This window comes from Enterococcus haemoperoxidus ATCC BAA-382, from assembly GCF_000407165.1.
Lineage (GTDB): Bacteria > Bacillota > Bacilli > Lactobacillales > Enterococcaceae > Enterococcus_L > Enterococcus_L haemoperoxidus.
The window spans coordinates 111,193-132,838 of the sequence record NZ_KE136480.1 but is presented as its reverse complement, the minus strand read 5'-3'; the positions used below and the strand labels follow the sequence as shown (position 1 = coordinate 132,838).

Sequence of the window (21,646 nt, the reverse complement as noted above, 5' to 3'; positions counted from 1 at the left end):
TATTTATTTTAAGAGGTTTTAAAATCAAGGAGGAAAAAAAATGAAAAAATCAATTATATATAGTGGAATTTGTGCAATGGCATTAACAAGTTTATTTGCAACAGCACAAATCGTATCTGCAGCACCAGAAACAAATTCTGTACAATCAGATGGGAAAGCAAATTTTGAAGTGCCAAAAGATCTTGTGGATCCTGTCAAGCCAGGAACAGACGACGAGATTGTAATCGATGGTGGCCAAACAAAGGTTGGTGGCGTACAGTTACTACATGCACCAATATTTGATTTTGGTGAAAACGAATTAAAAGCAAAAGGGGATGACTTAAATGTTGTCCATGAATCATATGCATACGCAAAAAATCAAGAAACTAAGTATGCTATACCTTTGTTTGTCCAAGTGGGAGATTTTTCAGGAAAACGTGCAACAGATTGGAAGGTCTCAGTAACTCAAGATACAACGTTCAAAGAAACGGGTGGTCATGAGCTGACTAATTCACGTATTCGCATTTTCAATCAATCGTTTACAAATAATTTAAATGAGTCTAATGCTAGTAACATGGTAACAGGGGTGGCGATTCCTGAAAATGGACATGCTGTGATTCCAGTAACTGGTGATACGCCAGATTCACTAGGCATCTTTTCTTCAAAAATGGTAGACACAGATGAAGGAACAACGAATGGCTCGATTTCATCTGTTGTTTTCAAAAAGGCTTATGATGCAAAGAACTATGGACCAGATGCAGCATCAGCACCAGAGTTAACTAGTAGATATGATGATGTACAATTAAATGTTCCTGCATCTGATAAAGCACAAGCTAAAGCTTACTCTACAAAACTTACATGGACATTAACTGTAGAGCCATAAAAGAGATATTAAATAAACATCTAAGAGGGCTGTGGCGAAACATTAAGATGGTTTCGCCACACCCTCTAAATACGAATAAATGGTGGTGTAAAAACGAGAAATTTTATCCTTTTACACCTACCTTTTTCATTCGTAAATCAAGCAACTGAGAGGAAAGTAATCATGCAAAACGTAACTCTGAAAATACATACTTCTTTATTTAAGAAGAGCTTTTTTTTATTTAGTTTAATAACTATACTTTGTTTTTTAATTCCCGTGAATACCTATGCAGAAGGCGAAGAATCTAATTTATCTGTTAAAGCAGAATTACCAGATAATCAGCTGACAAAAGATGCGGGCTATTATGACTTAGAGGTAAAACCTGGTCAAACACAAGAATTGACGTTGAAAGTCTATAATATGGGTGATAAAGAAACGACAGCAAAAATCGAAATCAATCCTGCTTATACAGGGGCAAGTGGTTCGTTTGTCTATGCCTTGGATGCTTCAAAACGTGATGAAAGCATGACATTACCATTATCGGATATTGCTAAAACGGATGAATTTATAAGTATACCTGCTAAAAGTGAAGCAGACGTTAAGATTAATTTAACGATTCCGACAGAACCTTTTGAAGGGATTGTATATGGCGGTATTCGAGTAACAGATGCTGAAGGAGAGAAGGAAGGTAACTCAAAATCAGAAAAAGAAGATAGCGGCTTTAGCATAGCAAATAAGTATGCATATACGATTGCAATGAGAATACGTGAAAATGAGGAACTTCCAAAATCAGATCTAAAAGTAAAGAAGATCTTAGCATCACAAGTCGTTGGCAGAAATGCAGTAAAAGTTAATTTACAAAATCCTACACCGACAATTATTGATAAAGTAACATATGATGCAAAAATCATGAAAAAAGGCAGTTCTGACGTACTTCACGAACATAAGGTCAGTAATTATCGAGTAGCACCAAATACAAACTTTGACTATGCGATTTCATGGGATAACAAACCGTTCGAAGCAGGAAGTTATCAATTAGAAATGACTGCAAAATCAGAGGTCACGGGTCAAACTTGGAACTTTAAACAGAACTTTACGATCAGTGCGAAAGAAGCCAAAGAATTAAATGCAAAAGCTGTTGATTTAGAAAAAGATTATATGAAATATATCATTTATGGATCAATCGGGGCTGCTATTTTATTACTTTTGATTATTATTTTATTAGTTACTTTATCAAAAAAACGTAAGAAAAAACAACGTAGAAAAAAAGCTAAAGGCAAACGACCAGCTAATAAAAAAGGAAAGGAAGCAAGGAATGGATCAGGAAGGCAACCATCAGGAGCAAAAAGAAAACCAGCTGCACAATCTGGAAAACGAAAAAGATAGTCGTTTTGAAGAGCTGGAGTTATCTGAAGAATGTATGCTAGAACATGAGACGGACATGGATGATGAGTCAGTTGAAGAAATTATAGTTAGACCAGCAATGTTTTATGTTTTGCTTGGATTATTGATTATAGTGCTTATCGGAGTCGGAATCGGAAGTTATCTTTTCTACCCTTTTTCACCTAAAATCAGTGGAACTTGGGGCAATCCTGAACTTGGAATGAATTTATCAAGTGAAGGAAAATCATGGACAGCTAAAATAGAGAATTATCAGGGTGTCAAAGGCTATACATTTATTTATAAAGGGCAGTGGCAAGCAGCAGGTATCAATACCTATGAGGGGAAACAAACAAAAGTTCAAATTCTTTTAGATAAACAAAAGATTCCAGAAACGGAAATTTCTGCATTACAAAAAGAAAATCCTTTGTACAAAAAAATTACGGATGATAAAAAGATCCTACACATTGAATACACAGAATCAGGGATGAAAAAAATATTTGGTAAAAAGAATATTGATGATTATTTTCATTTCACATTGGAACCAATATCGTTTGAGAAGAGTAAGCAAGTCTTATATTTAAATCATGCTTATTTTTCATCTGAACGTCTTCCTTTTGTTTTTAATAAGTAAATGGATGGTTGCTAAAAATTAAGATAAGGTAAACGAAAAATTGAGAAACAGGGGACAGAACCCTATTGTTTTTTAGAGTCTAAATAACCAACTTAAAGCAATATTAAGCAATTTTAGTAGGCTGGACAAAGCTCATTGAGTTTTATCCAGTTTTTTTTGATTCTTTGTTAACTAATGTTGGTAAAGAAAATTCAAGGAATGAAATCGATGATGATTGTAATAATCAATATAATTTGTAACAGCTCGTTTTAATTCCTCAAGGCTAGAAAAACTACGACTATAATACATTTCTTGTAAAAAAATATTTTTGTTCTAGTCACTTTTCATTTTACCGATTCAGAAAATTTATAGATATTATTTCCTTTAAAAAAAAACTGTATTAGCGTAAAATGTAAGTGTATACAAAAATGAATGAGTTTGTGGGAGTGAAAAAATGTTAATAGAACTAGTTATAGTGCTGACAATTTTCACATATGGCAGTAATTTTATTTTATATCTGATTCTTAAGACAAAAGAAAAAATCCAAGGAATCGAAAAATTGTCAATATTTTTTGGTGTAAATATGACGATTTTACTTTTAGATGGAGTCTTTTTATTTATTGGAAAAGCGATATCAGATAATGGCGTTGCTGTTTTGGAGTGAAGTATGAAAGAGTGGAAAAACCGTTATTGGTTTTATTTCATTCTTTTTTTTCTGTTAAAAAGTCGGCTAAAAGTCCTATATGAATGACGCAGGTTTTCTGATAAGGTACAATAGAAAGAAACAACTGGAGGGCAAATAATGGCAAAAATCATGATTATAGAAGATGAAACAACGATTCGCGAGCTAATCAGCGAAGAATTGCAGAAATGGCAATTTGACACATTTGGAACGACTGACTTTAACGCTGTTTTAGAAGATTTTCAACGTGAAGATCCACAACTAGTTTTGTTGGATATCAATCTTCCCGTTTTTGATGGCTACTATTGGTGTCAGAAGATCCGTGAGATTTCTAAAATTCCGATTATTTTTATTTCCAGCCGGAATACAAATATGGATATGATCATGGCTATGAATATGGGCGCTGATGATTTTGTCACGAAGCCATTTCAAATTGATGTACTGATCGCAAAAATCAATGCCTTGTTACGTCGTTCATATAATTATTCTGAAGTGGGCAGTGAGATTATGTCCCACAATGGAATTACGTTAAACGTTGATAACGGCAGTATGGAAATCAATGGCGAAGTGATCGACTTAAGTAAAAATGAATATCGCTTATTGTATATCTTGATCAAGAAACACGGTAAAATTTTAACGAGAGAAAAATTATTGCGTGCCTTGTGGGAAGATGAGCGCTTTGTAGATGATAATACATTGACTGTGAACATCAATCGTTTGAGAAAAAAAATCGAGCAGGCAGGCCTGGAAGGATATATTGAGACAAAAGTGGGACAAGGTTACATCGTACCATAGGATAGGAGAAGAAAATGACAATTGGTAAGTATTTAAAAGATCATTGGCTTCTGCTGATTGGCTGGCTATTTTTTATAGGAGTGACTTGTTTTATTTTGTGGCTATCTCCAGATATGGTTGTGAATCCATCGGTCATTGGTTATTTGGTATTATTGCAAGGATTATTTTTACTCCTTTTTTTAACAATTGATTATTCCTTGAAAAAACGTTGGTGGTGCTCTTTGGATATTTCAGAGCATCCCCCTTCATTGGAGCATTATTTGGGAGAAGCTTCAAAGTCAGAAGAGCTATTAGTCCAAAATTATATCAACGGTTTACTAGTAGAGCACCAGCAAGTTATGCAACAAGCAATCAATAATCAACAGGATCAAAAAGATTATATCGATTCATGGGTCCACGAAATTAAAGTACCACTTGCTGCCGTGAATTTGATTTTACAATCGATTGAAGATGATATTCCAGAAAAGAAATATTATTTAGTCGAAAATGAGTTAAGTAAAATCGATGAGTATGTAGAACAAGTTCTTTATTACGCTAGATTAGACAGCTTTTCACGGGACTATTTGATTCAAGAGTATTCACTAAAAGAAATTGTACAATCAGTGATTCGTACACAAGGCAATTATTTTATTCAAAAGAATTTACGCTTTTCTATAGAAGGAAACGATCAAATGATCTTAACTGATGCCAAGTGGGTTGCTTTTATATTTAAACAATTGGTCAGTAATGCAATCAAGTATACACCTGCTGGCGGTGAGATCATCGTCACCTTTTCACGTACTAAAGAAGGAGCTTGGTTGTCGTTGAAAGATACGGGAATTGGTGTTCCTAAAGAAGATCAACGCCGTATTTTTGACAAAGGCTTTACAGGAGAAAACGGACGGACAAGTGAACAGCATTCAACTGGTTTAGGGCTATATTTAGCGAAAAGCCTTGCGGACAAGCTAGGACATCAATTAACGGTGGAATCAGTTGAAGGAGAAGGCACGACGATGAAACTGTTGTTTCCGTTTTTGAGTTATTTTAATGAGAGAAGATAAAAATAGTGTTGAGAAATAGTTGATTTATTTCTCAACACTATTTTTACTGTTTAGTAAGGTGAATGGTTACTTTTCTTTGAAGATCTATTTTTTCGATTTTGATTTGTTCAGCTTCTACCAAACAAATAAATTCTTTGAAAAAGCGTGAAACAAAGGAGCGAATTCTACTTAACTTTTTTTAATGTTATTGGAGGTGATTCACCAACAAGATTCTCATCGGAATTGGAAGAAAAGTAAAACTCCAACCTATTTTTTTCAATTACATGAAATGAGTAAATGAAACTTTTGTCATTAGATTTTAAAATAAGTTCTTTATTAGTATATTCAGTAGCAATGAGATTGCTACTTTCTGGAAAATCAAAATTTTTAAAAGCCAGATTAAATAAATGTTCCTTGTTTTCTGTTATAGTAACTTTTTGTTTAGAAGTGTCTGCTGTTTCCCAAGTTCCAACAAATATGGACTGATTACTTGAGGTAGTTTTATCTTTAGATTGTCTACAACTTACCAAGAAGGTTAACAGAACTATGCTGACAAAAAAGTAGGATATAAATTTCAACTCAATTCTCCATTTCTTTTTATTTGTACATTTAGCTAAATAAGATATACATAAATCGTAACAGCAAACGATATGATTTCAATCATTTATCCAAAGAAAAATGAGAGAAATTCTATTAAAATTTTTCCTATCTTATAGTTGTATAGCAAACGCTTTTATTGTTAGACTAAATGTATCATATTTTTGATAGGAGCATATTATGGAGATATTAGTGGCGTTGATTCCAATGTTTGCCTGGGGCAGTATTGGTCTTGTTAGTGGTAAAATGGGTGGTAGTGCAAATCAGCAGACACTCGGCATGACCATTGGCGCTTTGTTCTTTTCGGTAATGGTATTTTTTGTTGTTCAACCGATGATCAATAGCCAAATGATTGTGATCGGTATTTTATCAGGTTTATTCTGGAGTGTTGGACAAAATCAGCAATTTCACGGCATGAAATATTTAGGCGTATCTGTAGGATTGCCTGTTTCAACTGGAATGCAGCTGACAGTTAATACGATTGCTGGTGCTGTGTTTTTTCATGAATGGAAAGGCAGCAGAGATTTTCTTTTAGGATTTGTTGCGCTTGGTTTACTGGTGTTGGGTGCTTATTTGACAGCTCGACAGGATGATGATAGTGGTGTGAAAACGACCAATAAAATGTTTGATTTTAATAAGGGATTGCGTGCATTGGTCGTTTCAACGATCGGTTATGGGGCGTATACAATTATTATCAATGCGGCTGGGCTTGATCCGATGGGGATCATTTTACCACAAAGTATTGGTATGGTGATTGGTGCTAGTTTCTTTGCATTTAAAAAGGTTAAACTGGACCGTTATGTTTGGCGAAATATGAGTTGCGGACTGTTATGGGGCTTAGGGAATATTTGTATGTTGCTAACGATGCGTCAAATTGGTTTAGCAATCAGTTTCTCCTTGTCGCAAATGGGAATCATCATCTCAACTTTAGGTGGAATCTACTTACTTGGTGAACGCAAGTCTAAAAAAGAAATGAGATATGTGATAATTGGTTGCCTATTCGTCATTTTAGGTGGTATCCTTTTAGGGTATATGAAAGCGTAAATGTCCTATTTACGCTTATTTTTATAAGGAAATTTTGCAATTATGAAAACGAGAAAATGGATTGATTTATTGGAGGAAAAGAAATGTCGATGTTTCGGAAAAAAGAGCTGACGGCAGTATCAAGTGAGCCAAGTTCGATGAAAAAGGATTTAAAAACAATGGATCTGATCATGCTTGGGATCGGTGCGATTGTTGGAACTGGAATTTTTGTTGTGACAGGTGTTGCAGCAGAACAATATGCAGGTCCTGCACTGTCACTTTCGTTTTTAGTTGCGGCAGGAGCAATTGTTTTAGCAGGATTATGCTATGCAGAGTTTGCCTCAAGAATCCCAGCAATTGGTGGTCCCTATGCGTATATGTATGTGGTTTTTGGAGAATTAGTTGCTTGGATGACAGGTTGGTTAGTGATCTGTGAATTCTTTTTAGCAGTTTCGTCTGTGGCATCAGGCTGGTCTGGTTATGTGCATGGATTTTTGAATAGTCTTGGGGTTGATTTACCAAAAGCGTTAAGCGGGGCGTATAATCCAGACAATGGTACATATGTTGATTTGATTGCAATGCTAGTTCTTTTAGCTGTTATGTTTTGGGTCTCTTTAGAAGCCAAAACTGCTTTACGCTTAAATAACGTGATGGTTTTTGTAAAGTTTGGGATCATTGCGCTCTTTTTAGTTGTCGGTATTTTTTATGTTAAACCAGACAATTGGCAGCCATTTATACCATTTGGTTTTTCTGGTGTTGTCAGTGGTGCAGCGGTTGTTTTCTTTGCTTTTTTAGGGTTTGATGCGGTTAGTATGACAGCTGAAGAAGTGAAAAATCCACAAAAGGATATCCCGAAAGGAATCATTGGTTCGATTATCATAGCTACTGTCTTATATGTGATCGTAACATTGATTTTAACAGGAATCGTACCGTTTGATGCACTTGGTGTGAAAGATCCAGTAGCGTTTGCGATGCGTTTTGTGCAACGTGATGGTGTGGCGGGAGTGATTTCTGTTGGAGCGATTTTAACGCTGTTAACCGTAACAATTTCAATGATGTACAGTTTAGCTAGAATCATTTATGCGATCAGTAAAGATGGATTGTTGCCGAAATTTATGAGTAAGATCGATGAAAAAAATCGCACACCGAAAAATGCAACGTATGTAGCAGGTGTTTGTACAATGATTTTTGCAGGCCTCGTTCCGATGGAGCTTTTGGCTGAGTTGACAAATATTGTGACGTTGATGTACTTGATCGTGATGGCGATTGGTATTATTCGCCTGAGAAAAGTAGCTGGCGATCCTAAACCTGGGGAATTTAAAATTCCATTTGTTCCGTTTGTTCCCATTTTGCTTGTCATTGTTAGTATTGGTTTGATGTTGCAATTACAAGCGGCAACTTGGAAGGCTTTCGCAATAGCATTGGTGTTAGGCTTTGTTATTTATTTTGCGTATGGATATAAACATAGTAACGAAGGTAAAATCAAAAATTAAAGAAAGAAATCAGTGATCGTAACGGTTACTGATTTTTTTCTGTTGTTTCTTCACAAAAAAAAGAATTTCACTGTAAATCGTGTTTCGTTTACAGTATAGTGATAGTAACTAGAGAAGAAAAGAGGAGTAGTGAAAGAATGTCATATCGTATCGAACATGATTCTATGGGAGAGATTCAAGTGCCAGAAACGGCACTTTGGGGTGCTCAAACTGAGCGTAGCCGCAAAAACTTTAATATCGGTATAGAAAAAATGCCCAAGGCACTTATTCAGGCATTAGCATTGGTAAAAAAGAATGCAGCTAAAGCAAATGAAGCAACTGGAAAATTAGAAACAACAACTAGCCAAGCGATTCAACAAGCAGCAGATAAAATTATTAAAGGGACAGTAGACGAACATTTTCCTTTATCTTTATGGCAAACAGGCAGCGGCACACAAACGAATATGAATGTTAATGAAGTTATTGCTCATTTAGCGGCTCAATCAGGTGTGACAGTTCATCCAAATGATCATGTCAATATGTCTCAAAGCTCAAATGATGTTTTTCCAACGGCGATTCATATAGCCGGAGTTAACTTAGTTCAACAGCAGTTATTCCCAGTGATCAATCAAATGATTCAAACGCTAAAAAAACTTGAAGCTGAAAATGAAAAAATTATAAAAATCGGCCGAACGCATTTGCAAGATGCAACACCGGTGACTTTTTCTCAAGAAATCAGCGGCTGGCGCTCTGGTTTAGAACATAGTTATCGAATGTTGGCGTTGACTTTGGATGAGCTAAAGCAACTAGCAATAGGAGGCACTGCTGTAGGAACTGGGCTGAATGCCTCGAAAGAATATGTTGCATTATTCTTTAAGTACTTGAATGAGGAGACCAACAATCAATTTTCAGAAGATCCAAATAAATTCCACGGATTAGCCAGCAAAGATGCTGTCGTTTTTACCTCAGGAGCATTAAAGGCACTTGCCGCCAATGTCATGAAAATGGCCAATGATATTCGTTGGATGGCAAGTGGTCCAAGAAGTGGGTTAGGAGAGATTACGATTCCGGCCAACGAACCAGGTAGCTCGATCATGCCTGGTAAAATCAATCCAACGCAATGTGAAGCATTGACCATGATTGCGATTCAAGTCATGGGAAATGATACAACGATTGGAATCGGTGCTTCGCAGGGGAATTTTGAATTGAATGTCTATATGCCAGTAATGGCATATAATTTGATCCAAAGTATTGAATTATTAACGGATGGGTTACGTTCTTTTGATCAAAACTGTTTGGTTGGGATCAAGGCAGATCAGGAAAAAATGAATCAATATGTGGAACAATCTTTGATGCTTATAACAGCATTAAACGGACATATCGGTTACGATAATGGGGCCAAGATTGCTAAAAAAGCCTTTGAAGAAAATATAACGCTAAAACAAGCAGCTTTGACTTTAGGTCTAGTGACCGAAGAAGAATACGACAGTTGGGTCAAACCTGAGCAAATGTTAGGCAAATAAACGTGGTTAAGTTAGAAAGGGATGGAAAAAAACATGACAGATATTTATGAAAAAGCCTTAAAAGCACACGCACAATGGCGTGGGAAAATCGATATTCATTCAAAAGTTGAGGTAAAAACAAAAGAGGATTTGTCGTTAGCTTACACACCAGGAGTGGCTGAACCATGTAGAAAAATCCATAAAAATCCAAATTCAGTTTATGACTACACTTGGAAAGGAAATACTGTTGCAGTCGTAACAGATGGCACAGCAGTTCTTGGTTTAGGGGACATTGGTCCAAAAGCTGCTTTACCCGTTATGGAAGGCAAAGCGTTATTGTTTAAAGAATTTGCTGGAATAGATGCGATCCCAATTTGTTTAGATACAAAAGACCCTAAAGAAATCATCAACATTATCAAAGCGATGGCCCCCACATTTGGCGGGATCAATTTAGAAGATATTTCTGCTCCTCGCTGTGTAGAAATCGAACGTGCTTTGATCGAAGAATTGGATATTCCTGTGTTTCATGACGATCAACACGGAACAGCGATTGTAACGATCGCAGCGTTGATCAATGCATTGAAAATTGTGAATAAAAAAGTTGATGAAATCAAAGTTGTTGTGTCAGGAACCGGTGCTGCCGGTAGTGCAATCATCAAAATGCTGCATTATTTTGGTGTGAAAAATATCTTGGCATTCAATATTGATGGAGTATTGTCTAAAACGATGGAAAGACCCATGAATTTTTTAGAAAAAGAAATTGTAGAGATTACAAATCCTGAAAACTTCAATGGTTCTTTAGAAGAAGCAATGATAGGAGCGGATGTTTTTATAGGCGTTTCCGCACCGAAACTAGTTTCAAAAGAAATGGTTGCTTCAATGAATACTGGAGCTATTGTGTTTCCAATGGCTAATCCGGAATCAGAAATCGATTATCAAGATGCAATCGATGCAGGCGCAGTAGTAGTTGGAACGGGTCGTTCGGATCATCCCAATCAGATCAATAACGTTTTAGCTTTTCCTGGTTTGTTTAAAGGAGCTTTTATCGCTGAGGCTACGAAAATTACTGAAAACATGAAACTAGCAGCAGCAAAAGCAATTGCCGAAATTATTCCAGACTCAGAGCTTACCAGTGAGTATATTATTCCGTCGTCTTTCAACAAAGAGTTAGTGGATGTCATCATTCGAGAAGTCGCCGAAGCGGCCGTACAAGATGGTGTTATTCGAGCTTAAACGAAAGGGTAATTCGACGTTTCCACCAGTTTTTTCTAAGATGAAGCTGGTGGAACCTTTTTATCTAGAGAAAATATCAGGATTTCTAGTTCAATAAAGCCAAGTATGGTATACTATTTAGGAGTAAATTCAAGAGAATGCTAGAAGGAGGATGTTTCTACATGGCAGAAAAAGAAACATTTTATATCACCACCCCGATTTATTATCCAAGCGGACAACTACATATCGGCAATTCGTATACAACAATTGCCTGCGATGCGATGGCCCGTTACAAACGTTTGATGGGCTATGACGTATTTTACTTAACAGGTGTGGATGAACATGGACAAAAAATTGAAAATAAAGCTTCAGAGTTAGGTGTTACACCAAAAGAATATGTCGATAAAATGGCGGCAGATGTTCAAAAATTATGGAAAACACTTGATATCAGCTATGATAAATTTATCCGTACAACGGATGATTACCATAAAAAAGCAGTTCAGCAGATCTTTGATCGTTTGTTAGAACAAGGAGATATCTACCTTGGTGAATACGAAGGTTGGTATTCGGTTTCAGATGAAGAGTATTTTACTGAAACACAGTTAGCAGAAGTTTATCGTGATGAAGAAGGCAAAGTGATTGGTGGTAAAGCACCGAGCGGTCATGAAGTTGAATTAGTTAAGGAAGAATCTTATTTCTTCCGTATGAGTAAATATGCAGATCGTTTGTTGAACTATTACAACGAACATCCAGAATTTATCCAACCTGAATCACGTAAGAACGAAATGATCAACAATTTCATCAAACCAGGGTTAGAGGATTTAGCTGTGTCACGTACGACCTTCTCATGGGGGATTCCATTATCCAATGATCCAAAACATGTTGTTTATGTTTGGATCGACGCGTTGTCAAACTACATCACAGCGTTAGGCTATGGATCAGAAGATGACAGCTTATTTAAAAAATATTGGCCAGCAGATGTTCATATGGTTGGAAAAGAGATTGTTCGTTTCCATACGATTTATTGGCCAATTATGTTGATGGCATTAGATTTACCTTTACCGAAGAAAATTTTCGGTCATGGTTGGTTATTGATGAAAGATGGAAAAATGTCTAAATCTAAAGGAAATGTTGTTTATCCAGAAATACTAGTCGATCGCTACGGATTAGATGCCTTGCGCTATTATTTATTGCGTGCCATTCCGTTTGGTAGTGACGGTGTCTTTACTCCGGAAGATTTTGTTTCTCGTTTGAATTATGATTTGGCTAACGATTTAGGTAATTTATTGAATCGTACAATTGCGATGATCAATAAATACTGTGATGGACATGTTCCAGCATATGCATCAAAAGTTACTCCATTTGACAGTGAATTATCAACAACTGCTGCCAATGTGATCGGTAAATATCATGAAGCAATGGAAAAAATGGAATTCAACACAGCAATTGCTGAAGTTTGGACCTTGATTTCACGTGCTAACAAATATATCGATGAAACACAACCATGGGTTTTAGCGAAAGATGAAGAGAAGAAAAAAGAATTAGACAGTGTGATGGTCCACTTAGCTGAAAGCTTGCGCATTGTAGCGATTCTTTTACAACCAGTGATGACTGTGACACCGACAAAAATCTTTGAACAATTAGGCTTAGATCCAGACACGATGAATATGGAAGAAATCCACTTCGGTGAGTTTCCAACAGAAATCAAAGTTGTTGCCAAAGGAACACCGATTTTCCCTCGTTTAGAGATCGATACAGAAGTGCTTTATATTCAAAAGAAAATGTCACAAAATACGCAAACGACAACAGAAGAAATCAAATGGGACCCAGAAGAAACAGAGCTTGTTTCTGTAAAAGAGAAAGAAATCAAGTACGAAGATTTTGATAAAGTTGAGTTAAAAGTAGCAGAAGTCATTGATTGTAAAAAAGTCAAAGGCGCAGATAAATTATTGCAGTTCCGTTTAGATGCAGGAGATGGACAAGATCGTCAAATCCTCTCTGGTGTTGCAGAATTTTATCCAGATCCAAGTGCTTTGATTGGTAAAAAAGTCGTGATCGTAGCGAACTTGAAACCAAGAAAAATGCGTGGTCAGATTAGCCAAGGAATGATTCTTTCTGCTGAATCTCCTGAAGGTAAGCTACAAATTATTGATGCACCAAAAGAAATGCCAAATGGTGCAATAATTGCCTAGCTGAAGAGATTAAAATAGTTAAATAAAAACGACCAGGGTATCTGTCTAGTACAAATTTAGATAAATACTCTGGTCGTTTTTATATAAATCGAATAATTTAAAAAATAATATTGTAACGTATATCAAAAAAATATATTTTATTGTATCATTAGAATAGAACCAAAAAAAATGAGTCAATAAACGAGGAGAATGTTGGATGAAAATGAAGAAGTATATGTTGGGGATCATTACGGGAGTAGCAATTTTTTTATTAGCTGCTTGTGGTTCAGATCCAAGAAAAGATTTTACAAAAGAGCTTTTTAGCTCAAAAGGTGATGATTACAACGCCGCAAGTTTTAAGATGAAGATCAACGATTTGACGTACGATGGTGAAGAGGGTGGCGCATATGTAAAAATGTTTGCTAACCAATTAAAAGAGATGAGTATCGATGGGAAATATGCAATCGATGAGAAAGCCGATACAATGGAAATGGAGATCACGGCGAATCTATTCGGTGAAAAATTACCGCTTCAATTTGTGGGGAATAAAGATAAATACTATATGTCTACTAGTTTTGTTACAGGTATGGTGGATATAGCGAATTCATTTAACTATCCGCTTGAACTTAGCAAAAGTGATTTAAACAAACTAAAAGGAAAATACATCGATATTGCTGAAGCCGGTGATACACTCACTTCTGGAGAACTAGACAAAAAAACAAATCCATTAAAAGATAAGATGTTTACTAATTCAGAAGAGTCAAAAATGGGGAGAGAAATGAAGAAGCTAATAGAAAGCTTCGACAAAAAATCATTTAAAAAAGACAAAGATGTTGTAACACATACATTTACTAAAAAGGAAATTATCCAAATGATGGAAAAATTCAATGAAGTTGCTAAAGAAGATAAAGACTATAAAAAATCAGGCGAGCAAAAAGAAATTGAAGATGGAATCAAGTCATTGAAAAATGATGTGGATAAAATGGACCTTAAAGTCAGTATCAATCAAAAAACAAAAGCGACAGATATGGAAATTTCTTTAGCTACTAAGGATGATACCGCAGCGAATATGAGCATTGTTGTGACGATTTCTGTTACACCACAAAAAAATAGCGGGAAAATCAAGATGCCTACTAAGAAAGAAATCATCAGCCAAGGTGAATTAGAAGACATTTTTTCAAGCATTACTGGAACAACTTCTGATGATTCAGATCTAGATTTAGATGATGACTCAACTGATTATAGTGATTTAAAAGATGATCCGGAGATTCAAAAGTTGATGGATGAACAATTAGATGAAATGATCAAACAAATCGAAGCTAATCCAAGTGCAGTAACAGAAGAAAAGGCAAAAGAAGCGCGAGAAGGCGCGAAAGAAATTTTCAATGAAGAACAAATGAAAAAACTAAATGACGCTTTAGATAAAGCGTTGAGTGCAGGAACAGTTTAAACATATAGGAAGTAAACAAATATGGTAATCAGTTCAGCGTTAATTGTTTGGGCTGAGCATTAGCATTGCAGAACGATTGAATTAATAACAAAAAGCAGCCTCTCTCGACAAATGAGAGGCTGCTTTTTTACTAACTATCCCTACTAAAATTTTAACTTTCTATTTGATTTAAATCTACGGAACCGAGTTGGTAAAAGCATGATCAATACCGCATAAGGCACGTTAATGATTGACCAAGTCAAAGTTCGGCTCAAACTGTTGTTTTTGTATAACCAATTAAGTAAAAAATGTAGGCCGACTATACTAAGTGCAACAAAAATCAACACAGCATAAGTCGGTTCATTTTTAACCACAGCCCGAAGAATTCCACCGATTAATGGCACTAGATAAAAATAAGCACCGGTTAATGAGATACGCCAACTTTTTGCGATAGTTCCAAGATTTATCAAGAAAAATAAAATCGATAACACGATTCCTAAGGGTGGAAAAAAAGCGATTAGAAACGAGTAAATAGCTCCCCATAAAAGCATCAAAGGCCCTTTGACAATTGCTGCGATAGCTATAAAGATCGCTATTAGAAGAAACTGTTGTGTCATGGTGCCATAAGCCAATAGGCCGAAGAGAATAAGTAATACCCAATGCCAGACTGTATTGACCTGTGGTTTTCTTTGGATCGTCACGTTCTTTTGAATCGTTGATTTTAGAAAGTCAGATTCTTCGAAGAAATTTTTCAAAAAGCACTCACTCCTATCAAATTGAAAATCAGACTGGAGTTAAGTTTACTGCTGAATAGGGAAAAAAACATCGGGCTAAAGTCGGTGTTTTAGCCTGATGTTTTTTAAGAATTGGTAAAATAGAGTGAAACAATTTTGCTACTCTAATTTTTGTACCATATTGTTGAAGAGATTGATTACTCAGCTTTAAACAGCTCAGAAAGCTCTCCAACATAAGGCAGAAAGACTTGTTTCATCCCACGAGAAATCGCAGTATAAAGAATCTTCTTCTCTCTTTCCGTTGTACCATAACGCACTGCAGAAGGATCGTGAATGATCACATTATCAAATTCAAGTCCTTTCGCCATATCGATCGAAAGAACTTGATAATCGATCGAACTATTTTTTTGTAGCAACTGCTGTTTCAATAATTCCGCTTCTGTTGCAGTTTTTGTAATCACCACAGTATCTTCCTCGGGTGCTAATGAATTTAACAGTGACGTTAACGTATCTAAATAGACCTCTTCATCGTCACAATAAACAAAGGCTGGCTTCTCACCATCTTTTCGAATAGAAACAATCTTGAGTTTCTCATGATTTGTCATTAACGTTTGAAATAGCTGAGTGATTTCTTTACTTGAGCGATAGCTATTCAATAATTGATAAGAAGTAACGGAACGACTAGAAGCAGATAATAACTCTTTTAGAGCAATAAAACTGATCGATGTATTAAAGATCGCTTGATTTTCATCGCCAGCTAGTGTGAAATTCGCTTGCGGAAATAATTTAAGCAGCAAAAGAATTTGCGCTTCAGTATAATCTTGTACTTCATCTACTAAAATAAAGGCCATTTGTCGATTCGATAAGTCTTCAATGAATCTGTCTTTAAGCAATAATAAAATCACTACTTCATCTGCCGTGTAATCTTTCGTTGTTCTTTCATACGAATCTTCTTGATAAAGCTGATACAATGCTTTGAAAAGTAACCATTGGTCGAACCAAGCAAAATCAGCGATCGCATCCACTACTTTGCGGTATTTTTGTTGCAACCGTTGAAGAGCAAACTCTGCTAATTGTTCCTCATCTTCCTCAGCAAAGGTTGTGTCAAAATAACGCAATTGTTCGGCTTCAGTCAAGTCTTGCATTTGATCGATCATTTGTTTAGATTTTGACTGTTTAATCAAGTACCGATTCCATAAACTAGATAGTTTTTCCTTTGTTGCTGAAAGTCTGTCTCTGATTGATAAAGTTGTTGGTGTTTCTTGGTATAAACCAAAAATCAGTTCAGCTGAAAATATAGGTTTACGTTTGAATAAGATAGGTTTAAATAATGATTGTTGGATCAATGAAGGATCTTGAAACGTTTGGATAAAGTCAACAAAAGCTTGCGATTGGATCACCCGTTGTTGTGTATTTACTTGTTCTGCAGTGATTCGCTTAAAATAAGCTGATTCACCCTCAATTGTCATTTTTTCGCGAAATGTAAATTTAAGAAATTGTAACAACGTTAAATTCAATGGATTACGCTCACCTAGGTTTGGTAATACTTGAGAAATATAATCAATAAAAGTTGAATTAGGAGAGAGTAGTAAAATATCATCGGCAGTAATCTGTGTACGATGATTATAAAGTAAATAAGCAATTCGTTGCATGATAGCAGATGTTTTTCCACTGCCCGCAATCCCGTTAACTAAAAGCAAAGGATGACTTTCGTCACGAATGATCTCATTTTGTTCTTGTTGGATCGTTGTCGTGATATCTTTCATGTACTGAGAAGAATCCGCTTCAAGTGAATGAAGTAAAATATCATCTTGAATCGCAAGGCTAGTATCAAAAAAGTTGATCAAACGGTCTTCTTCAATAATCAATTGTCTTTTTAAATTTAGGCTAATAGGAATCTCTGTTTTATTGACGTAATAACGACTATCCCCTAAAACATTATTATAAAAAAGTGAAGCAATAGGGGAACGCCAGTCATAGATTCGTGATTCACCTTCAAGATTTGTAAAGTCATTCATACCGATATAAAAAACGTCACGATCAGAATCATCCTCTAAAAACGTCACATCAATTTTTCCAAAATAAGGAACTTTCAATAGGCGTTCTACTTTTTCTAATTGTTTTGCTGCAGTGGCATTTTGGATATTTAATTGATCGATTTCTCGATTTTTCATTTCCATCATAGCAAAAGTCTCTAAGTTATCTGAGTAACTATCAAAATTTAGTTTGGTATCGCCGCCAAATTGTTCTAGCACCGATTTTCCTGTAGTGTTGACTTCGTCAATAGCTGTTTGATACGTGTCTTTTGCTTGGCTTAATTCTTCGTAAACCTGTTGCAAATGTTGGGTTTCTTGTGTGCGGTCATTTGACATATTGGTTCCTCCTGACATAAATTGCCGTGACCGAATAGTATAAGCTATTTTTTTGAATAAAGCAATTATAAGAAGCTGATAATTTATCGGTGCTGTCCATTCAGCTTTTGGCTAAAATGTGATAAAGTATAGAAGATAGAGGAGGGGTTTACTTGATTTTTGATTCTCATACCCATTTAAATGCAGAACAATTTAATGAAGATATTCCAGAAACAATCGAACATGCAAAAGAATTAGGTGTAACAGAGATGGCGGTAGTAGGGTTTGATACACCGACAATTGAGAAGTCTCTGAAACTTAGCCAACAATATAAAGAAATCCAAAGTATTATCGGATGGCATCCAACAGAAGCTGGAAGTTATACGCCTGAAATCGAGAAAAATCTTCAACAACTATTAACAACACCAAAAGTAGTGGCACTTGGTGAAATCGGGTTAGATTATTATTGGATGGAAGACCCAAAAGAGGTTCAAGATCGTGTGTTTAGGCGCCAAATCGCCATTGCCAAAGAAATGAATTTACCAATCAGCATTCATACACGAGATGCGATGGAAGATACGTATAAAATTTTAAAAGAAGAAGACATTCGTGATATTGGCGGGATCATGCACAGCTTTAGCGGAGATCCTGAGTGGATGGCGAAATTTTTAGATATGGGCATGCACATTTCTCTAAGTGGTGTTGTGACGTTCAAAAAAGCGCTAGAAGTGCAAGACGTAGCCAAAGCAGTTCCGTTAGATCGTCTACTGGTTGAAACAGATGCTCCCTATTTAGCCCCTGTACCGTATAGAGGTAAACGTAATGAACCAGGCTATACCCGTTATGTAGTGGAAAAAATCGCAGAACTACGAGAAGTTCCCTTTGAAGAAATAGCAAAACAAACAACAAACAATGCACATCGCTTATTCAGGTTAGCCGAATGACAGATAAGTTGAGAATTGAAGAAATTATTGTCGTTGAAGGAAAAGACGATACCAGACGAATCCAAGAAGTTGTTGATGCAGATACCATTGAGACGATTGGTTCCGCGATTAATGATGATATTTTAGAACAAATCGAACATGCGCAAGAAACACGCGGTGTTATCATTTTTACCGATCCAGATTTTTCAGGTGAAAAAATCCGAAAAACGATCATGGAAGTTGTTCCTGATGCCAAGCATGCATTCCTTTCACGTCAACTTGCGGCACCTAAAAAAAGAGGAAGTAGTTTAGGGGTGGAACATGCTAGTGATGAAGCGATTTTAGAAGCGCTAGAAAAAATTGTGACCCCTGTTAACGGGTCAGACGATTACCAAGAAATACCTAGACAAACGTTGATTGAATATGGTTTAATAGCTGGAGCTCATGCGAAAGAACGTCGTGAAAAACTAGGCGATGAATTACGTATTGGCTACACAAACAGCAAGCAACTGACCAAACGTTTAAAAATGTTTCGCATTACAGAGAATGAATTGATAAAAGTTATGAATAAATTAGACGTGTTAGCCAATGAAAAATCGGAGGAATCAATTTGACAGAATATAAAGAAATAGCCACACCTTCAAGAACCAAAGAAATTTTGAAGAAACATGGCTTTTCATTCAAAAAAAGTTTAGGCCAAAATTTTTTAACGGAACCGAATATCTTACGGAAAATCGTTGAGACTGCCGGAATCGATACTCAAACCAATGTGGTAGAAGTAGGACCTGGAATTGGTGCTTTAACGGAACAATTGGCAAAAAATGCTGCACAAGTTTTAGCATTTGAAATCGATGATCGTTTGATTCCTGTTTTAGAAGACACAATGAGCCCCTATAAAAATGTTACAGTTGTCCACAACGATGTGCTAAAAGCAGATTTGGTTGGTACGACCAATGAAGTCTTTGAACAAGCACGTCCAATCAAAGTCGTAGCCAATTTACCTTACTATATCACTACGCCAATCATGATGCATTTTTTAGAATCTGATTTAGATGTAGAAGAAATGATCGTCATGATGCAAAAAGAAGTCGCAGATCGTATCTCAGCCAAACCAGGAACGAAAGCTTATGGTTCATTATCCATCGCTGTTCAGTATTTTATGGAAGCAAGTATCGCATTTATCGTACCAAAAACAGTGTTTATTCCGCAACCAAATGTTGATTCAGCAATCATCAAACTGATCAAACGAGATAAACCGGCTGTCGAAGTAACTAATGAAAAAGAATTTTTCAAATTAACGAAAGCGTCATTCCAATTACGTCGCAAAACATTATGGAACAACTTGATTCATTTTTACGGTAAAGATGACCAAACGAAAGCTTGGTTGACAGAAAGCTTAACGGAAGCTGAAATTGATCCATCACGTCGAGGAGAAACGTTGTCATTAGTGGAATTTGGCCGTCTAAGTAACACCTTGGAAAAAAATCGTTAACTTACTAAAGTAAAAAAGTCCTATCTCATATGAGGTGGGACTTTTTATTACTCTAAGTATGCGGATATTTTCAAAAAGATTTTAGTGTGTTATAATTTGTATAGACAAAAGAAAGACGTTGACATTACTACCGCCTAAAGTAAGTAATATCAACGTTGACCGATTCACTAGGAATCTTTTTTTGATAAGATAAGTGTATCATATGTTGATTGGATTTACAAAATCATGAGACAAAAATTTTCAGAATTATCTGATCAAATTGCACTTTTTATAAGAGAGCGTATTTCTTAGAAGTATAGTTAGAACAAATAGTGATAAATAGGATTGGATTATTAAACATTATATGCGTTTTATGAAGTGTAACAACACTTTTGGTAGGTATTTTTGTGGTAATATAAACTTATTAAATTTTATTTAATAAACGTCGGAAAAATCAACTATTGCCAATTCTGTTATTATGGAGTAGAATGAGAGACAGTTTAAATAGACTAAATACTTAATTAAATAAACTAACTTTTGATAACCAGCGCCGGCTGGTTATCAGCAAAAGTGTAGACCGACAATTCTTAGGCCGTAGATAGAATTGTTGGTAGACACTTTTTTTATTTGTTCGCAGTCTAACCTTTCGGAAAAAAGACAAAATCTGCATGTGGCAAAGAGTACCACAACTATTTTTTCTATTTTCCTGTTAAGGCAGAACAAGCTCTTTCATCTTTTAAAATTAGGAGGTATTTACATGAATAAGGATTGGACAAAATTAATGATTGGTGCATTTTTTGAAGTATTATGGGTTATCGGATTGAAACATAGTAATACGTGGTGGGAAGTTTTATTGACGATTGTCTTTATTTTTATCAGTTTTTACGCGTTAGTAAAATCAGGAGAGACGTTACCTGTTGGAACAGCGTATGCAGTATTTGTTGGATTGGGTACAGCAGGTACAGTGATTACAGGTATTTTATTTTTTGGTGAAGAATTCAAGCTTTCTAAAATTCTATTAATCGCAGTCTTGCTGGTGGGTGTAATGGGATTGAAATTTGTAACAGGTGAGAAAGGAGCAAGTCAAAAATGAGTTGGTTATTTTTAATTGTTGCAGGTACATTTGAAATGTTAGGTGTCGGATCGATCAATCGTTTCAACCAAAAAAAAGATAATAAGTCTTTATTTTTATTGTTTCTGACCTTTGGTTGCAGTTTTATATTTCTTTACTTGGCAATGAAGACTTTGCCTATGGGCGTTTCGTATGCTATTTGGACCGGGATTGGAGCGGCTGGAGGAGCTATTTTAGGAATGATTTTTTATGGTGAATCTAAAGATTGGCGTAGAATGATTTTTATTGGTGTTATCTTGGCATCGGTGATTGGATTAAAGCTGATTGGATAATTTAATAAACGGTTTTTTTCTCGCTGT

At 35.8% G+C, this 21,646-nt stretch carries 21 protein-coding genes; 17 read left to right on the top strand and 4 right to left on the bottom strand.

Annotated features, from left to right (window positions below; genetic code table 11):
- Window positions 1-40 precede the first annotated feature (40 nt).
- From I583_RS11430 to I583_RS11420, 3 genes are all read left to right on the top strand, one after another.
- On the top strand, window positions 41-862 hold the full coding sequence (locus tag I583_RS11430; protein WP_010760318.1) for a WxL domain-containing protein: 822 nt from the start codon (window positions 41-43) through the stop codon (window positions 860-862).
- A gap of 162 nt (window positions 863-1,024) precedes the next feature.
- A complete protein-coding gene (locus tag I583_RS11425; RefSeq protein WP_010760319.1) occupies window positions 1,025-2,227 on the top strand; it encodes a WxLIP family cell surface protein in 1,203 nt (400 codons plus the stop codon).
- Window positions 2,157-2,855: a hypothetical protein gene (locus tag I583_RS11420; RefSeq protein ID WP_244264880.1), complete on the top strand. Its 699-nt coding sequence runs from the start codon at window positions 2,157-2,159 to the stop codon at window positions 2,853-2,855. The genes I583_RS11425 and I583_RS11420 overlap by 71 nt, the downstream gene beginning before the upstream one ends.
- A 171-nt stretch (window positions 2,856-3,026) precedes the next feature.
- On the opposite strand, the gene I583_RS17135 is transcribed toward I583_RS11420, so the two are convergent.
- A complete protein-coding gene (locus I583_RS17135) occupies window positions 3,027-3,143 on the bottom strand; it encodes an IS3 family transposase (RefSeq protein ID WP_081631801.1) in 117 nt (38 codons plus the stop codon).
- 145 nt (window positions 3,144-3,288) lie between these two features.
- On the opposite strand from I583_RS17135, the gene I583_RS11415 reads away from it, so the two are divergent.
- The 3 genes from I583_RS11415 to sapS all read left to right on the top strand — a co-directional run bounded on the left by I583_RS11415 (window position 3,289) and on the right by sapS (window position 5,351).
- Window positions 3,289-3,498 carry a hypothetical protein gene (locus I583_RS11415; protein WP_010760321.1) on the top strand — a complete coding sequence of 70 codons (210 nt, stop codon included), beginning with the start codon at window positions 3,289-3,291 and terminating at the stop codon, window positions 3,496-3,498.
- A 138-nt stretch (window positions 3,499-3,636) separates the two neighbouring features.
- The gene (gene sapR / locus I583_RS11410; protein WP_010760322.1) at window positions 3,637-4,311 is read left to right on the top strand and encodes a two-component system response regulator SapR; all 675 of its coding nucleotides are present in this window, start codon (window positions 3,637-3,639) and stop codon (window positions 4,309-4,311) included.
- Between the two features lie 14 nt (window positions 4,312-4,325).
- On the top strand, window positions 4,326-5,351 hold the full coding sequence (gene sapS / locus I583_RS11405) for a two-component system sensor histidine kinase SapS (RefSeq protein WP_010760323.1): 1,026 nt from the start codon (window positions 4,326-4,328) through the stop codon (window positions 5,349-5,351).
- A gap of 164 nt (window positions 5,352-5,515) precedes the next feature.
- Here sapS and I583_RS11400 read toward each other — a convergent pair whose 3' ends face one another.
- Complete coding sequence (locus I583_RS11400; RefSeq protein ID WP_010760324.1) at window positions 5,516-5,908, bottom strand: hypothetical protein; 393 nt, start codon at window positions 5,906-5,908, stop codon at window positions 5,516-5,518.
- A gap of 199 nt (window positions 5,909-6,107) precedes the next feature.
- Between I583_RS11400 and I583_RS11395 the strand changes: the two genes are divergently transcribed.
- The 6 genes from I583_RS11395 to I583_RS11370 all read left to right on the top strand — a co-directional run bounded on the left by I583_RS11395 (window position 6,108) and on the right by I583_RS11370 (window position 14,757).
- Window positions 6,108-6,971, top strand: a complete 864-nt coding sequence (locus I583_RS11395; RefSeq protein WP_010760325.1) for a GRP family sugar transporter — start codon at window positions 6,108-6,110, stop codon at window positions 6,969-6,971.
- A gap of 83 nt (window positions 6,972-7,054) precedes the next feature.
- Entirely contained in the window at window positions 7,055-8,443 is a 1,389-nt protein-coding gene (locus I583_RS11390) for an amino acid permease (RefSeq protein ID WP_010760326.1), read from the top strand.
- A gap of 137 nt (window positions 8,444-8,580) precedes the next feature.
- A complete protein-coding gene (gene fumC / locus I583_RS11385) occupies window positions 8,581-9,945 on the top strand; it encodes a class II fumarate hydratase (protein WP_010760327.1) in 1,365 nt (454 codons plus the stop codon).
- Between the two features lie 33 nt (window positions 9,946-9,978).
- The gene (locus tag I583_RS11380) at window positions 9,979-11,157 is read left to right on the top strand and encodes an NAD(P)-dependent malic enzyme (protein ID WP_010760328.1); all 1,179 of its coding nucleotides are present in this window, start codon (window positions 9,979-9,981) and stop codon (window positions 11,155-11,157) included.
- Window positions 11,158-11,318: 161 nt separating this feature from the next.
- Window positions 11,319-13,328 (top strand): methionine--tRNA ligase, encoded by a 2,010-nt coding sequence (metG, locus tag I583_RS11375; RefSeq protein ID WP_010760329.1) that lies wholly within the window; start codon window positions 11,319-11,321, stop codon window positions 13,326-13,328.
- Window positions 13,329-13,524: 196 nt separating this feature from the next.
- Window positions 13,525-14,757 (top strand): hypothetical protein, encoded by a 1,233-nt coding sequence (locus I583_RS11370; protein WP_010760330.1) that lies wholly within the window; start codon window positions 13,525-13,527, stop codon window positions 14,755-14,757.
- Window positions 14,758-14,900: 143 nt separating this feature from the next.
- Here I583_RS11370 and I583_RS11365 read toward each other — a convergent pair whose 3' ends face one another.
- Both I583_RS11365 and I583_RS11360 read right to left on the bottom strand, forming a co-directional pair.
- Window positions 14,901-15,491, bottom strand: a complete 591-nt coding sequence (locus I583_RS11365; RefSeq protein ID WP_010760331.1) for a hypothetical protein — start codon at window positions 15,489-15,491, stop codon at window positions 14,901-14,903.
- A gap of 176 nt (window positions 15,492-15,667) precedes the next feature.
- A complete protein-coding gene (locus tag I583_RS11360; protein WP_010760332.1) occupies window positions 15,668-17,842 on the bottom strand; it encodes a HelD family protein in 2,175 nt (724 codons plus the stop codon).
- A 152-nt stretch (window positions 17,843-17,994) separates the two neighbouring features.
- Here I583_RS11360 and I583_RS11355 point away from each other — a divergent pair, with 152 nt between their 5' ends.
- The 5 genes from I583_RS11355 (at window position 17,995) to I583_RS11335 (ending at window position 21,619) form a co-directional block, all read left to right on the top strand.
- Window positions 17,995-18,765 carry a TatD family hydrolase gene (locus I583_RS11355; protein WP_010760333.1) on the top strand — a complete coding sequence of 257 codons (771 nt, stop codon included), beginning with the start codon at window positions 17,995-17,997 and terminating at the stop codon, window positions 18,763-18,765.
- Window positions 18,762-19,358, top strand: coding sequence for a ribonuclease M5 (rnmV, locus tag I583_RS11350; protein WP_010760334.1), 597 nt, complete (start codon window positions 18,762-18,764; stop codon window positions 19,356-19,358). Before I583_RS11355 ends, rnmV begins: the two co-directional genes overlap by 4 nt.
- Complete coding sequence (gene rsmA / locus I583_RS11345; protein WP_010760335.1) at window positions 19,355-20,236, top strand: 16S rRNA (adenine(1518)-N(6)/adenine(1519)-N(6))-dimethyltransferase RsmA; 882 nt, start codon at window positions 19,355-19,357, stop codon at window positions 20,234-20,236. Before rnmV ends, rsmA begins: the two co-directional genes overlap by 4 nt.
- A 736-nt stretch (window positions 20,237-20,972) precedes the next feature.
- The gene (locus I583_RS11340; RefSeq protein ID WP_010760336.1) at window positions 20,973-21,308 is read left to right on the top strand and encodes a DMT family transporter; all 336 of its coding nucleotides are present in this window, start codon (window positions 20,973-20,975) and stop codon (window positions 21,306-21,308) included.
- Complete coding sequence (locus tag I583_RS11335) at window positions 21,305-21,619, top strand: DMT family transporter (protein WP_010760337.1); 315 nt, start codon at window positions 21,305-21,307, stop codon at window positions 21,617-21,619. Before I583_RS11340 ends, I583_RS11335 begins: the two co-directional genes overlap by 4 nt.
- Window positions 21,620-21,646 lie beyond the last annotated feature (27 nt).

What these genes read in the sequence shown, in the direction of transcription:
- I583_RS11390 (WP_010760326.1), top strand. Translation starts at nt 7,055, where the DNA reads ATGTCGATGTTTCGGAAAAAAGAGCTGACGGCAGTATCAAGTGAGCCA.
- sapR (WP_010760322.1), top strand. Translation starts at nt 3,637, where the DNA reads ATGGCAAAAATCATGATTATAGAAGATGAAACAACGATTCGCGAGCTA.
- I583_RS11335 (WP_010760337.1), top strand. Translation starts at nt 21,305, where the DNA reads ATGAGTTGGTTATTTTTAATTGTTGCAGGTACATTTGAAATGTTAGGT.
- metG (WP_010760329.1), top strand. Translation starts at nt 11,319, where the DNA reads ATGGCAGAAAAAGAAACATTTTATATCACCACCCCGATTTATTATCCA.
- I583_RS11425 (WP_010760319.1), top strand. Translation starts at nt 1,025, where the DNA reads ATGCAAAACGTAACTCTGAAAATACATACTTCTTTATTTAAGAAGAGC.
- I583_RS11430 (WP_010760318.1), top strand. Translation starts at nt 41, where the DNA reads ATGAAAAAATCAATTATATATAGTGGAATTTGTGCAATGGCATTAACA.
- I583_RS11340 (WP_010760336.1), top strand. Translation starts at nt 20,973, where the DNA reads ATGAATAAGGATTGGACAAAATTAATGATTGGTGCATTTTTTGAAGTA.
- I583_RS11395 (WP_010760325.1), top strand. Translation starts at nt 6,108, where the DNA reads ATGGAGATATTAGTGGCGTTGATTCCAATGTTTGCCTGGGGCAGTATT.
- I583_RS11415 (WP_010760321.1), top strand. Translation starts at nt 3,289, where the DNA reads ATGTTAATAGAACTAGTTATAGTGCTGACAATTTTCACATATGGCAGT.
- I583_RS17135 (WP_081631801.1), bottom strand. Translation starts at nt 3,143, where the DNA reads ATGTATTATAGTCGTAGTTTTTCTAGCCTTGAGGAATTAAAACGAGCT.
- I583_RS11420 (WP_244264880.1), top strand. Translation starts at nt 2,157, where the DNA reads ATGGATCAGGAAGGCAACCATCAGGAGCAAAAAGAAAACCAGCTGCAC.
- sapS (WP_010760323.1), top strand. Translation starts at nt 4,326, where the DNA reads ATGACAATTGGTAAGTATTTAAAAGATCATTGGCTTCTGCTGATTGGC.
- rnmV (WP_010760334.1), top strand. Translation starts at nt 18,762, where the DNA reads ATGACAGATAAGTTGAGAATTGAAGAAATTATTGTCGTTGAAGGAAAA.
- I583_RS11370 (WP_010760330.1), top strand. Translation starts at nt 13,525, where the DNA reads ATGAAAATGAAGAAGTATATGTTGGGGATCATTACGGGAGTAGCAATT.
- I583_RS11380 (WP_010760328.1), top strand. Translation starts at nt 9,979, where the DNA reads ATGACAGATATTTATGAAAAAGCCTTAAAAGCACACGCACAATGGCGT.
- fumC (WP_010760327.1), top strand. Translation starts at nt 8,581, where the DNA reads ATGTCATATCGTATCGAACATGATTCTATGGGAGAGATTCAAGTGCCA.
- I583_RS11360 (WP_010760332.1), bottom strand. Translation starts at nt 17,842, where the DNA reads ATGTCAAATGACCGCACACAAGAAACCCAACATTTGCAACAGGTTTAC.